General features: G+C 72.7%; 9 protein-coding genes and 1 pseudogene. 6 read left to right on the forward strand and 4 right to left on the reverse strand.

All coding sequences use genetic code 11. From position 1 onward, the window contains the following. Positions 1-209: pseudogene (locus ABZY91_RS39075) on the forward strand (hypothetical protein); the annotation flags it as partial. Here the strand turns inward: ABZY91_RS39075 and ABZY91_RS39080 are convergent. Beyond that, positions 176-3424 (reverse strand): discoidin domain-containing protein, encoded by a 3249-nt coding sequence (locus tag ABZY91_RS39080; RefSeq protein WP_355408642.1) that lies wholly within the window; start codon positions 3422-3424, stop codon positions 176-178. The pseudogene ABZY91_RS39075 and the gene ABZY91_RS39080 overlap by 34 nt on opposite strands. 331 nt (positions 3425-3755) lie before the next feature. On the opposite strand from ABZY91_RS39080, the gene ABZY91_RS39085 reads away from it, so the two are divergent. From ABZY91_RS39085 to ABZY91_RS39095, 3 genes are all read left to right on the forward strand, one after another. Next, the gene (locus ABZY91_RS39085) at positions 3756-4685 is read left to right on the forward strand and encodes a squalene/phytoene synthase family protein (RefSeq protein ID WP_355408644.1); all 930 of its coding nucleotides are present in this window, start codon (positions 3756-3758) and stop codon (positions 4683-4685) included. Between the two features lie 106 nt (positions 4686-4791). Continuing rightward, positions 4792-6324, forward strand: coding sequence for an oxidoreductase (locus tag ABZY91_RS39090; RefSeq protein ID WP_355408646.1), 1533 nt, complete (start codon positions 4792-4794; stop codon positions 6322-6324). A gap of 240 nt (positions 6325-6564) precedes the next feature. Then, positions 6565-7662 (forward strand): winged helix DNA-binding domain-containing protein, encoded by a 1098-nt coding sequence (locus ABZY91_RS39095; protein WP_355408648.1) that lies wholly within the window; start codon positions 6565-6567, stop codon positions 7660-7662. Positions 7663-7734: 72 nt separating this feature from the next. Here the strand turns inward: ABZY91_RS39095 and ABZY91_RS39100 are convergent, their stop codons facing one another. Beyond that, positions 7735-8466: a heparin lyase I family protein gene (locus ABZY91_RS39100; protein ID WP_329879804.1), complete on the reverse strand. Its 732-nt coding sequence runs from the start codon at positions 8464-8466 to the stop codon at positions 7735-7737. 368 nt (positions 8467-8834) lie between these two features. Here ABZY91_RS39100 and ABZY91_RS39105 point away from each other — a divergent pair, with 368 nt between their 5' ends. Beyond that, entirely contained in the window at positions 8835-9116 is a 282-nt protein-coding gene (locus ABZY91_RS39105) for a hypothetical protein (RefSeq protein ID WP_329879802.1), read from the forward strand. A gap of 140 nt (positions 9117-9256) precedes the next feature. On the opposite strand, the gene ABZY91_RS39110 is transcribed toward ABZY91_RS39105, so the two are convergent. Both ABZY91_RS39110 and ABZY91_RS39115 read right to left on the reverse strand, forming a co-directional pair. After that, positions 9257-10672 carry a solute carrier family 23 protein gene (locus ABZY91_RS39110; protein ID WP_329879800.1) on the reverse strand — a complete coding sequence of 472 codons (1416 nt, stop codon included), beginning with the start codon at positions 10670-10672 and terminating at the stop codon, positions 9257-9259. Positions 10673-10895: 223 nt separating this feature from the next. After that, the gene (locus tag ABZY91_RS39115) at positions 10896-11921 is read right to left on the reverse strand and encodes a LysR family transcriptional regulator (RefSeq protein ID WP_355408651.1); all 1026 of its coding nucleotides are present in this window, start codon (positions 11919-11921) and stop codon (positions 10896-10898) included. A gap of 173 nt (positions 11922-12094) precedes the next feature. Here ABZY91_RS39115 and ABZY91_RS39120 point away from each other — a divergent pair, with 173 nt between their 5' ends. Then, entirely contained in the window at positions 12095-13255 is a 1161-nt protein-coding gene (locus tag ABZY91_RS39120) for an iron-containing alcohol dehydrogenase (RefSeq protein WP_355408653.1), read from the forward strand. The last annotated feature ends 113 nt before the right edge of the window (positions 13256-13368 follow it).

Consider the following 13368-nt stretch of genomic DNA (forward strand, 5'->3'; position numbering starts at 1 on the left):
GCATCGCGATCGTGGAGGAACTGCCGACCCCGGACGACGCGGACCGTCAGGCCGACGGCTGGTCCCGCGTCGACCTGCGCGTGGACCGGCTCGACCCGGCGAGGCCGTGCAACGAACCGGGCGACGGGCCGTCCGACGAGCCGTCCGACGAGCCGGGCGGCCCGCCGGCCGGGGGTCAGCCGACGCCGATCTCGCCCAGCTGGAGGTAGTGGTCGCCGAACTGGTCGGCGCTCAGGCGGGTACCGGTGATCCGCACGTAGCGGGCCGTGACCGGGGTGAAGGCGAAGTCCTGGCTCACCGCCCCGGGGCGCGGGTAGCCGGTCCGGGACGCGACGGTGGTCCAGGTGGCGTTGTCGGCCGAGACCTGCACGGTGAAGTCCACCGGGAAGCCCAGTCCGGTGTTCACCCCGTCGGTGCGGGGGGTGAGCCTGACCTGGCTGAGCACGTTGGCACCCTGGAGGTCGACGGTGACCCACTCGTGGGCGGTCGCGGTCGGGGACTTGGCGCTGCTCCACCCCATCGAGTAGCCGAGCGCGGAGTTCAGCACGCCGTCGGTCGCCGCGCTGCGCTTCCAGCCCGAGGACTCCACGGAGCTGGAGCTGGTGACCGGTCGGCCGAGGGCCGGTTCCCGGCCGCCGGCCTCGATCTCGGCGAACTGCAGGTGGTAGTTGCCGTGGGGGTCGGTACGCAACTTGGTCCCCGTCACCCGGATGTAGCGGACGTCCGCGGGCGGGAACGCGAAGGACTGCGCCGAGGCGTCGGGCTTCGGGTGGCCGGTCCGGGACGCGACGGTGGTCCAGGTGGCGTTGTCGGCCGAGACCTGCACGGTGAAGTCCACCGGGAAGCCCTGCCCGGTGGCGTCGCCGTCGGCCCGCGGGTAGAGGTCCACGCGGCCGGTCCGCCGGGTGGAGCCGAGGTCGACCGTCACCCATTCGGTGTGGTCGGCACCGAGGTTGTCGATGCTGCTCCAGCCCTTGCTGCCGTCCGCCAGGCCGCGGCGGCCGTCGGTGGCGGCGGCCCTGCCCCAGCCGTCCGCCTCGTAGGAGCTGGACGCGGTGACGACGGCGCCCTCGGCGGGGTTGGTCCCCGGGTTGATCCGCACGTTGTCGAACCGGGCGGCGGCGTGGCCGGTGGCGAGCGCGACGTTGCCCACCGGGTAGCTGCCGTCGGTGACGGTGAGCAGGAGCGTCGCGCCGTCGAAGACCCGCAGGGTGTCGCCCTGGCTGATGACCCGCAGGCTGACGGTCCGTCCCGGGGCGTACCCGGGGACGGCGGCCGTGGCGAGGGTCGTGCCGCTGCGGTGGACGAACACCGTGCCGTTGTTGCGCAGGCCGACCAGGTAGCCGGTCTGGGTGTCGGTCGGGTTCTGGCTGTGCAGCGTGAGACCCGCCCAGTTGGTGTCACCACCGTCGTTGGCGTCGACCCCGGTGATCCGGACGTCGACGGAGACCGCGGCGTCCCGGTAGGCGCGGCCGGCCACCGCGGACGTCGTCTCCCAGCCGCTGAGCGGGTCGCTCTGGACGTACGCGCCGTCGGCGGTCACCGACCAGATGCCCCTGGTGTGGCGCCACTCGCCGTCGGTGCCGCCGGAGAAGTCGTCGGCGAAGGGGAAGGTGGCGTCGGGGGCCGTGGAGGTGAGCGCGTCCAGGATCTGCTTGTGGCGGTGGTCGGTCTCGGTACCGGAGGTGGAGAACGACGTGGTGCCGGTGATCAGCGAGCCGATCAGGGCGCGGGCGAGCACGGGCTTGGTGGCGGCGAGCTGGTGGAGCAGTTCGTAGTCCTGGATGCCCGCCAGCAGGGCCTCACTGCGGACACTGTCGTAGACCTCGTACTTCCGGTGCGTGGCGTCACCGGCGTTGGGCCGGACCAGCATGTTGTCGCCGGTCTCCCAGTCGTCGAAGGTGTTCACGGCGGCGTAGGTGTTCGGGTTGGTCCAGTGGTTCCAGCCCCAGTGCAGGTAGCCGGTGCCTCCGACGGCCGCCACCATCCAGGGCGTCAGCCGGGAGTCGGACAGCGGGTAGCTGATGAACCGGTTGAGGTGGTTGTCCGTCGGCGAGCTGGAGTGGTAGAGCCAGAGCTCCTTCCCGGCGAGCCGCAGGCTCTGGTAGTAGCCGGCGTTGGCGTCGTAGTCGCTGTTGAGCAGCGGCGTGACGGTGCCGAGGGACGCGTCGATGGTGGGGACGGCCGTGGTGTGGGCCTCGTTGGTCAGGCCGCTCGGGAAGTGCTTGCGGAACTGCTGGTAGACCCACGGCGAGGTCACGTTCTGGTCGGTCAGGTTGCCGCCCGGCTCGTCGAGGGCGCTCATGTAGAAGACGTCGCTCCAGCGCCGGCCGGGGGCGCAGGTGGGCCCGGCGTCCAGGCACTTGGTGTCGAGGTGGGCCTTCAGCGAGGCGAGGATCGTGTCGAGGTACACGGCGCTCGCCGCCCTGCGCTCGGGCGTGTCGATCAGGACGTCGGCCTTCCTGACGCCGCCCTGGCCGTCACCGACCAGCTGCTCCAGCACGTTGCCGCTGCCCTCGATCAGGTGCGGCGTGTAGATGTACTGGAGGGCTCCGGCGTCCTGGAAGAGCTGGAGGAACCGGTCGAGGTTCTGCCACGTGAACGTGTACTGACCGTCGACCAGGGTGGTGTCCGGGATCGCCAGTGCCTGGAAGTCCGCGAAGATCACGTTGTTCCGGTGCTTGGCGTGGTTGGCGGCGAAGTTCCTCATGACCTCCCACCAGCCCTCGCTGTAGTCCTCGACGCCGTACTGCGCGCGGATGTCCTGCGCGGTCCAGCCGTAGTCCCAGCCGACCGAGGTGAACCAGTTGTTCATCCGGAGCGTCGACCGGTTGACCGGCGGGAGCGCGGCGTCGTAGACCGTCACCGAGACCGGGACGTCCACCGCGCCGTCCGAACTCTGCACGGTGGCCTTGCCGGTGTAGGTACCGGGAGCCTGGCCGGCGGGCACCGCGACGCTGTAGTGGTACGGCTGCGTCGTGTCGGGGGCCAGCTCGTACGGGGTGTTCTCCACCAGGGCGTCGTAGTAGCTGGTCCCGCCGTCCGGCGGCTCCTGGTAGCCGGGCTGCCCGATGCCGTTCCAGGGAGTGACCTTGGCGACGCGCGGGTGGTTGTACTCCCGGTTCACGGTGATCCGGGACGCCGGGATGGTGGCACCGGCCGGCCCGGCGAGGTCGCCGGCCACCACCTGCACCCCCGTCAGCCGGTGGCCGGAGCGGACCGCGATCTGGGCGGCCTGGGTCTCGTTGCGGGCCGCGAAGAGCCCGACCGCGCGGGTGGGACGATCCGGAGCGGGAGAGGCCGAGAACACGTGGTCGTAGCCGCTCGCCACCCAGACGGACGGGGGCGGCTCCACGGCCGCCGCCGTTCCCGGTATGAGGGCGGCGAGCAGAAGACCGACCAGGGAGGGCACAACGGCCCTCACAGGTGATTTGTCCACAATCACTCTTTCTGAATTCAGATTCGCACACGGTGAACACCGCAGACGATCAGATGATGAGGGCCAGTCATATCGCATACCCGGTGAACCCGGTAGTTCGTGCCGATGCAAGCCACCGGTCCGTCAGGTGACCACGAAATGAACACGCGCGCTCCCCCGCCGCAGCCTGCGACGCACCGGGCCCGGACGGCGCCGCTTGCTACGCCGCCTCCCGCACGGCCTCTGCGCGGCCCGCTCGGGCGGGGGCGGCGGCCGTCCGCGCCCGGGCCGCCGTCTACGCTCGGGGCGTCGGTGGCCGAGGAGAGGGCGAACACGAGTGGGCAGCTGGGAGAAGGCGATGGACGCCGCCGGGATCACCGATCCCGCACTGCGCGACGACTACGGCCGACAGCGCCGCCAGGTCAGGCAGTACAAGCCGGAAGCCGTGCTGGCCGCCGGACTCCTCCTGCCGGCACGGCTCGTACCGCACGTGATCGCGGCCACCGCCCACATGCACCGCACCGACAGCCTGCTCGACAGCGGGCCGCCCGACGACCGGAAGAGCGCGTACGCGCACTGGGAGCAGGAGGTCACCGACGGCCTCACCACCGGGGAGACCGGCAACCCCGAGCTGCGCCCGCTGCTGAACACCGTCGCCGCACACCCCGCCCTGCACGGCCGCGCACTGGAGCACCTCGCCGGGGCCGCCGCCGACCTCGACTTCGCCGGATTCGCCACCGAGGCCGACTACGGGCACTACGTGGACGGCTACTCGCTTCCCGCGTTCATGGTCGTCGCCACCCTGCTCGGCCCGGACGGCGACCAGACGGCCTACCGCGCCGCCTGCCGCACCTTCATCGACGCCGGCCAGCGGCTCGACTTCGTCAGCGACCTCGCCGAGGACCTCGCCGACGGCCGCCTGACGATCCCCGCGCAGACCCTGGACCGGCACGGGGTCACCCGCGCCGACCTGGAACAGGCCCGCGACCTCCCGGCCGTCCGGGCGCTGATCACCGACCAGCTCGACCGGGTCGACCGCACCCTCGTGGAGGGCCGCGCCCTCGTCGGCCTCGTCCCGCCCGCCCACCGGCCCATGGTCCGTTGCATGATCGGCCTGGAGGAACTGACCAGCGCCGCCGCCCGCGCCGACGTCCCCGCCCTGCTGCACCGCTCGGCCGGCCCGGCCAAGCCCGCCGCCCTTCGCCTGCTCGCCCTCGAATACCTCCGGGCCCGTCGGCTTCGCCGGGTACGCCGGGTACGTCACTGAACGTCACACCCGCACACCCGTAGGCCCGTCGGCCCCGTACGGGCCGGCTGCGAGGGGTTCGTCTAGGGTGCGGTCCCGACGCGGTCGACGATCGAAGGGGGACGGCATGCTGACGTACGAGCACCTGAGCGAACCGGAACGGCGGTTGTGGGACGCGTGCCCCACCGGCTCGGTGGTCGACCTGCGCAGCGGTGAGGGGAGCGCGGACGACCCGGCCGGCGGGGCGGCCTGGGGTGACGGGCGCACCGTCCGCGCCGAGGCGATCACGGCCGCACTGCTCGCAGGCCCCGGACCCGGCGGCCCGGTACGGGCGCTGCGCCTGACGGGAGCGCGCGTCACCGGGCACCTCGACCTGGGCGGGATCGTGTCGGGGTGCGAGCTGAGGTTCGAGGGCTGCCACTTCGAGGAGCAGGTGGTGCTGCGGGACGCGTCGCTGCGGTCGACCGCCCTGACCGGATGCCGGATACCCGGGCTGGACGGCTGGCTCCTGAAGGTCGACGGCAACCTCTTCTTCGAGGACTCGGTCTTCGACGGGCGACTCACACTCACGCGGGCGCACATCACGGGCGAGCTGCGACTCAGCGGAGCACACCTCACCGCCACGGAGCTCACCGCCCCCGGGCCGGGCCCCGCCGGCGGTCCGGACCCGGCGCGCGGCCCGGACGTCTGGGCGCTGTGGGCCGGTGGCCTGGTGATCGAGGGCGGCTGCTTCGCCCGCAAGGGGTTCCGCTCCCGCGGGGGCCTGCGGCTGGTCGGTGCCCGGTTCAACGGCGGTCTCTTCATGGAACGGGCCCGCATCGACAACCCCGGCGGTGACGCGCTCACCGGCGACGACCTCTCCGCCTCCACCGTCGTCCTCTCCGACGGCTTCACGGCCACGGGATCGATCCGGCTCCCCGGGGCGGTGATCCGCAGCAGGCTCTCGCTGGACTCCGCCGTCCTGAACGGCGGCGCCGTGGCGCTGGCCGCCGTCCGGCTCACCACCGGCGACCTCCAGCTGACCCCGGCCGCCCCACCGACCGGCGCGGTCGACCTTCAGGACGCACAGGCCGTCGTCCTGCACGACAACGAGCACAGCTGGCCCGCCGACACCCGCCTCGACGGCTTCACCTACACCTCGATCCAGGCCCCGGCCGCCGGACCCGGTCCCGTCGCCGACCGCCTGGCCTGGCTGGCCCGCCTCCAGGGATACTCGCCCCAGGCGTACGAGCAACTCGCCTCCTGGTACCGGAGGATCGGCCACGAGGACGACGCCCGACGGGTCCTCCTCGCGAAGCAGCGCCGGCGCCGCCCCACCCTCGGCCCGCCCGGCCGGCTCTGGAGCCGGCTGCTGGACGTCACCGTCGGCTACGGCTACCGCCCCTGGCAGGCCGTGCTGTGGCTCCTCGGACTCGCCCTGCTCGGCGCCCTCGTCTTCGGGCAGGGCACACCCCACGAGGTGAAGCGCGGCGAGAGCGTTCCGTTCAGCCCCCTCGTCTACACGCTCGACCTGCTCATCCCCATCGGCGGACTCGGCCAGCGCACCGCGTGGTACTGGACGGGACCCCAGCAGTGGTTCGGCTACACCCTGATCGCCATCGGCTGGCTCCTGACCACCGCCGTCATCTCGGGCATCAGCAGAACCCTCAACCGCACCTGATCCACGACCTCGGGCAGCCGGCCGGAGCACCCCGGGCGAGGTGCCCCGGCCTCCGGGCGCACCCGGTGCGCGGCGTCCCGGCCTCCGGGCGCACCCGAGTCGAGGACACCTCCTGTCCGCCACGTCTGCCACGGTGATGACCGGGCCGCCGGTCGAGGACACCCCGTCCGACCGCCCGACCGCCCGCCTGACCACCCGACCGGCGCCCGACCGCCCGACCCGACGCCAGGAGCAGACCGCATGACCGTCCTCGGCACCCGCGCCCTCAACCGCGCCGCCCTCGCCCGCCAGTACCTGCTCGCGCGCGAGGACACGCCCGTCCGCGACGCCGTGGCGCACCTGTGCGGCCTGCAGGCGCAGGAACCCCAGGAACCGTTCACGGGCCTGTGGTCCCGGCTGAGGGCGTTCCGGCCACAGGACCTGGACGACGCACTGACCGGGCGCACGGTCGTACGCACGCACCTGATGCGCCGCACCGTCCACCTCGTCACCGCCGACGACGCGCTGGCCTGGCGGGCACGCCACGACGCCATGCTGCGCCAGCGGTCGACGGCCGCCTACCGGCGCGAGCTCGCGGGCGTCGACCTGGACGAACTCGCCGCCGCAGGAAGGGCGGTCATGGCCGACGCGCAACCCCGCACCATGACCGAACTCGTCAGGGAAGTCGAGGCCCGCTGGCCCGCGCCCCCGCGCCGCGCCCTGGGCGAGGTGCTCGTCGCCGCCCTCGTCCCGATGGCCCAGCTCCCGCCCCGCGGCCTGTGGCGCACCACCGCGGGCGTCCGCAACCTGCCCCTGGCCGCCTGGCTGGGGCGCGAGATCCCGCCGCTCTCACCCGACGAGAGCGATCCCGTCGGGCGCCGGCTCGTCCGGCGCTACCTCGCCGCCCACGGCCCCGCCGCCACCGCGGACCTCCGTGCCTGGTGCGGACTCGCCGGACTGCCCGCCGCGGTCAAGGCCGTCCGCGGGGAACTCGTCACCTTCCGCGACGAACGCGGCCGCGAACTGCTCGACCTGCCCGACGCGCCGCGCCCGGACCCGGACACCCCCGCACCCGTCCGCTTCCTCCCGGCCTTCGACAACGCGATCCTCGGCTACCAGGACCGCAGCCGCATCATCGACGACGCCCACCTCGGCCTCTCCGTCGCCGGCCGACGCGCCGTCCTCGTCGACGGCCGCGTCGCCGCCACCTGGACCCTGCGCGACGAACAGCTCACCGTCGCCGCGCTGCGCCCCCTGTCCGCCCCGGAACGGGACGAGGTCCACGCCGAAGCACGGGCCCTCGCCACCTTCCACGGCGCGGACCCCGACCGCGTCCGCCTCACCACGGGGACGGACTGAGCAGACGGCCTCCCCGCCTTCCCCGGGCGGCGGGCCGCCGTCCGGGGACCGCCGCGGCGCGCGGTCCGTCCGTCACGAGCCGGCGGTGGCCGTCTCCAGCGTGGTCGCCATGACCGGGCTGGTGAAGGTGTTCGTCGCGGCCCCCGAGGAGAGGTGGTAGGAACCCCACTTGAGGTAGTTGCGGGTGCCGTCCCACGTGGTGCCCCTGAAGGTGCCGGAGCCGGTCGTGAAGGACTGCTTCACCCCGTCGAACCAGAAGTCGATGGTGCCGTCGGTGCGGCCAAGGCGGATCTTCAGCGCGTAGGAGTGCCACTGGTTGTTGGCGGTCGGCGCGGTCCACAGTGTGTGGGCGACGTGCTCGGTGTCCCACTCCTGGAGGCGGATGCGCCCGGCCGTCGCGTCGATCTCGATCGGGTGGTTCGCCGTACCGGTGCTCGGCGAGCACTTGAGCTGGAAGACGTAACGGCTGTTCGTGTCCTGGATGTCCACCTTGGACGACCAGCCGAGGTAGAAGGTGTCCCCCTCCTTCAGGTCGGGGCCGAGCGTCTCGCAGCGCTCCGCGCCCGCGGCCTGGAACGCCCGCCACACGCTGCCCTTGGCGGAGTCCTGGACGACGCCGAAGTCACCCGACGCGCACTGGACGGCGGCGAAGGAGGACGGGCCCTTGCTGGTGCTGGGGGTCCACAGGACCTTGCCCGCGGCGGCGGCCGAGCTGCTCGCGGTGACCGAACCGCCCGCGATCGCGAGCGTGGTGAGGGCCACGACTCCGACGGCGGTCCTGCGGTGGTGGGACAGAAAGGACATGCCTCTCCCGGGTGGATGAGTGGCGGAAACGGACGCCGCCCGGGCCGGCCGGCCCGAACGCATCCGTCGATTCGACCACCTGACGGCCGGTCGGGCCAGCAGGCCGACCGGCAGCGGCCCTTTCGGGCACTCCCACCGGCCGACCACGGGCACCGGGGCAAGGTCTCCGCGTCACGGCGGCGGCCCCCGGGTGCCGTGGGCGCTCCCCGGACGAGAGCGCCGTCGACCTCACCGGCCCCTGCCGCTGCCCCTGCCCCTGCCGCTCCCGCTTTCGCTTTCGCTTTCGGAGAAGGAGGCCGGGACCGGCTTTCTCCTCCCCGGGGCGCGTTACGGGTGCGCGCGGCCGTCCTCACCACGAAGGTGGGGTGATGAGACTCATCGTGCTCCTCGAACCGGAGCTCCAGCGGGTGGCCCCCTTCGGCGGCGCCGCCGACGAGTACGTCGAGGGCGTGCGCGCCGTGCACGCGGCCGGGGCCGACCCGTCCGTGCCCGGCGCTCCCGGTGGTTCCACCCTGTGCGGCGCCGACACCCGACGGATGCAGGCCGTGGACTACCGCCCGGCCGAGCCCGGCTCCTCCTGGTACCCGCCCAAGTGGCACGGGAGCGGGAAGGTCTGCCCGCACTGCGACCGGGCCGCGCACACTGGCTGACCGACCGGGACTCCACCGGTCCGGCTCCCCGGGCCCACGCCGTGGGCTTCGCCCACACCTGTCGTCGGCCGTGGCGGGACGGCACACGGACGCGACGACGCGGGCGGCCGAGGCCACCCGGAAGGCCGCTGCGGAAGCGGTCAGGTGCGCGGCGGCGCCCCGCCGGGTTCTCCGGAGTCCTCCGTGCCCGCGTCGTACGAGGAGGTGCCCGCGTCCAGCAGGGGTTCCTGCGTCTTGAGGTGCGCGGGCGCCAGCGCTCGCAGCACGTGGTAGCCGGTGATGACGACCACGGTCCCCAGCGCGATGCCGCTGAGGCTGAAGGTGTCGGTGAACGTCATGGTGACGTTGCCGACCCCGATGATGATGCCCGCGGCGGCCGGCACGAGGTTCAGCGGGTTGCGCAGGTCCACGCCGGACTTGGTCCAGATCTGCGCGCCGAGCAGGCCGATCATGCCGTACAGGATGACGGTGATGCCGCCGAGGACCCCGCCGGGGACCGCGGCCACGACGGCACCGAACTTCGGGCAGATTCCGAACAGCAGCGCGAAGCCGGCGGCCGCCCAGTAGGCGGCGGTGGAGTACACACGGGTGGCGGCCATGACGCCGATGTTCTCGGAGTAGGTGGTGTTCGGCGGGCCGCCGAGCGCGGTGGAGAGCATGGAGCCGACGCCGTCCGCGGAGATCGCGGTGCCCAGCTTGTCGTCCAAGGTCTCACCGGTCATCTCCCCCACCGCCTTGACGTGCCCGGCGTTCTCCGCGACCAGCGCGATCACCACGGGCAGGGCCACCAGGATCGCGGACCACTGGAAGGAGGGGCCGTGGAAGGCGGGCAGGCCGATCCAGTCCGCCGTGCCCACGCCCGACAGGTCCAGACGCCAGTGGTCGGTGAGCTGTCCGCTCGCGTCCACCGAGTGGATCTTCCCGAAGATCCGGTCGAACAGCCAGGAGATCCCGTACCCGAAGAGCAGCCCGAGGAAGATCGCCACGCGCGACCAGAAGCCCCGCAGGCACACCACGGCCAACCCGGTGAACGACATCACCAGCAACGCCGTCCACTGGTCCTGCGGCCAGTAGGTCGAGGCGGTGACGGGCGCGAGGTTGAAGCCGATCAGCATGACGACGGCGCCGGTGACGATCGGGGGCATCGCGGCGTGGATGATCCGTGCCCCGAACCGCTGGACCGCCAGGCCCACCAGGAACAGCGCCACGCCCACCACGAACACGGCGCCGGTGACCGTGGCACTGGTACCGCCCTGCGCCCGGATCACCGCGGCCACGCCGACGAAGGACAGCGAGCAGCCGAGGTAGCTGGGCACCCGGCCGCGGGTCGCCAGCAGGAAGATGACGGTCGCGACGCCGGACATCATGATCGCCAGGTTGGGGTCGAGCCCCATCAGCACGGGCGCCACGAAGCTCGCGCCGAACATGGCCACCACGTGCTGGGCGCCGAGCCCTGCCGTCCGCGGCCAGGAGAGTCGTTCGTCGGGGCGGACGACCGCTCCCGGTGCGGGCGTCCGCCCGTCACCGTGCAGCTTCCAGCGCACGCCGAGGTCCATGTGGGGGTTCGCTTTCTCTGTACTTCCGTGGAATCGTCCGCACCATTCTCGTGGCCGCCGGGCGTCCCGCGCGCCACCGGCACTGCTCCTGACCTGCGCGCTCGCGCGGCACTGACGTCGGTGGGCCCTACCGGACACCCCCCGTCACGTGTGCCGTCGGACCCGTCACCCGTCACCCGTCACCGGCGCCGTCGCCGGCGCCGGCGCCCGTCCCCGCCGCCCGTCAGAGCAGGCGCGCGTTCGACCGGGGCGTGCGGCCGGACTCCCCCGGGAGCAGTTCGGCGGTGCGGTCGGCCACCTCGTGGTGCAGGGCGTCGCGCACGGCCCGGACGGCGGGGTGGGTCACCGCTTCCCGTCGCACGGCCAGCGTGATCGGCAGTCGGATGTCGACCTCGTCGACCAGCAGCCGCCGCAACCCGGCCCGATCGGCGAGGAAGGCCGGCAGCACACCGACCCCGGCACCCACGCGGGTGGCTTCGAGCTGGGCGAAGACGTTGGTGGAGGAGAACGCGGGTGTCATGCCCGGAAGATGACGTTCGATGTCGAGGTCGCCGACCTGGAGCATCGACTCGATGTAGAAGATCAGCGGGTGCTCGCGCAGGTCGGCGACCTCGCCGGGGGGCCCGCACCGCGCGAGGTACTCGTCGCTGGCGTACAGCCCCAGCGCGTAGTCGGTGAGGTGCTCGGTCACCAGACGGCTCCTCGGCGGCCTGCCGATGGTCAGGGTGAGGTCGAAGCCGGCCGGGCGAAGGTTCAACTGACGGGTTGCGGTGATGAGTTCGACGTGCAGTCGGGGGTGGCGCCGGCGCACCCGGGCCAGGGCCGGGGTGGCGAAGACGGTGCCGAAGCCGTCCGGGGCGCTGACCCGGACGGTGCCGAGGATTGACGGCGCGTCCTGACCGGACACCGCGTCGACGACGCGGACGAGGGCGTCCTCGATCGTGCGGGCGCTCGCGGAGACGGCCTTCCCGGCGTCCGTCAGGGCCCAGCCCTCCGCACCGCGTTCCATCAGCCGCACCCCGAGGCTCTTCTCCAGTGCGGTGATGCGGCGGGACACGGTGGTGTGGTCCACCCCGAGCACCTCGGCGGCGGTCACCAGACGCCCCGTACGGGCGACCGCGAGCAGGTAACGCAGGTCGTCCGCGCGGAGTCTGCGCGGATCGAGACCGCTACGGTCCGTCCGCGTGGGCGGGACCTGCGCCGGAGCCGGAGCCGGATCATCACCGACCGGGCGGGAACGGGAGCGCACGCGATCAGCGTATCTGCATTTCCGCACACCTCGTCTGCACGATTGGCGATTGAACGCACAACCTCACGGGGGTCACAGTCGAACCTTCCCGGCCGGCGTACCCGGCCGCCGTCCGTCCCCCGGTTCCTTCCGAGGTTCCTCCCCAAGTTCCTCCCAGCGTTGAGGGGTTCTCCATGGTTGCCAGCCTGTCCCTGCCACGGATCATGCGCGTCGGCCGCGGCGCCGCCGAGGAACTCGGCAACGTCATCGCGGGGCTGGGGCTGAGCCGGCCGCTCCTCGTCACGGATGCGTACCTGGTCGGAAGCGGTGCGGCGGAACGCCTTACGGCAGCCCTGCTCAAGGCCGGACTCAGCCCGCGGCTGTTCTCCGACACCGTGCCCGACCCGACGACCGACTCCCTCGCCCCGGGACTGAAGGCTCTGCACGACCACGAGGCGGACTCGGTCATCGGGTTCGGCGGCGGAAGCCCGATGGACACCGCCAAGGCCCTCGCCCTGCTCGGCGTGCAGGGCGGTCACATGCGCGACTACAAGGCACCGCGCGTCAACCTCGGCCCGGCGCTCCCGGTGATCGCGGTCCCCACCACCGCCGGCAGCGGATCGGAGGCGACCCAGTTCACGGTCATCACCGACAGCGGCACGGACGAGAAGATGCTCTGTCTGGGCCCCGCGTTCCTGCCGATCGCCGCCGTGGTCGACGTGGAGCTGACCATGTCGATGCCGCCCCGGCTGACCGCCGACACCGGCATCGACGCGCTCACCCACGCCGTCGAGGCGTACGTGAGCCGCAAGGCCAACCCGTTCTCCGACGGCCTCGCCCTCACCGCGATCGGCACCATCGGCCGCCACCTGCGCCCCGCCTACACCGACGGCTCGGACGTTCGGGCCCGCGAGGCCATGATGCTCGCCGCGACCCAGGCCGGCATCGCCTTCTCGAACTCCAGCGTCGCCCTCGTGCACGGCATGAGCCGCCCGATCGGCGCCCACTTCCACGTCGCCCACGGTCTGTCGAACGCGATGCTGTTCCCCGCCGTGACCGCCTTCTCGGTGCACGCGGCGCCCGGCCGGTACGCCGACTGCGCCCGTGCCCTGGGAGCCGCGACCGCCGCGGACGCCGACGAGGTGGCCGCCGGGAAGCTCGTCGACGCGCTCCGCGGCCTCTGCCACGACCTGGACGTGCCCACACCCCGCGCCCACGGCATCGACCAGGAGGCCTGGACCCGCCTGACGCCCCTCATGGCCGAGCAGGCCCTGGCCTCCGGCTCCCCCGCCAACAATCCCGCCGTGCCCACCGCCGACCAGATCCAGGACCTCTACGCCGGCATCTACGGCTGATCCCCTCGTCCGGAATTGCCCCGGAAACGCAAAGAACCCCCGTCCGTATCCCGGACGGGGGTTCTTCACAATGATTGTTCGGCGGCGTCCTACTCTCCCACAGGGTCCCCCCT

This window comes from Kitasatospora sp. NPDC002965, assembly GCF_040611255.1.
GTDB lineage: Bacteria > Actinomycetota > Actinomycetes > Streptomycetales > Streptomycetaceae > Kitasatospora.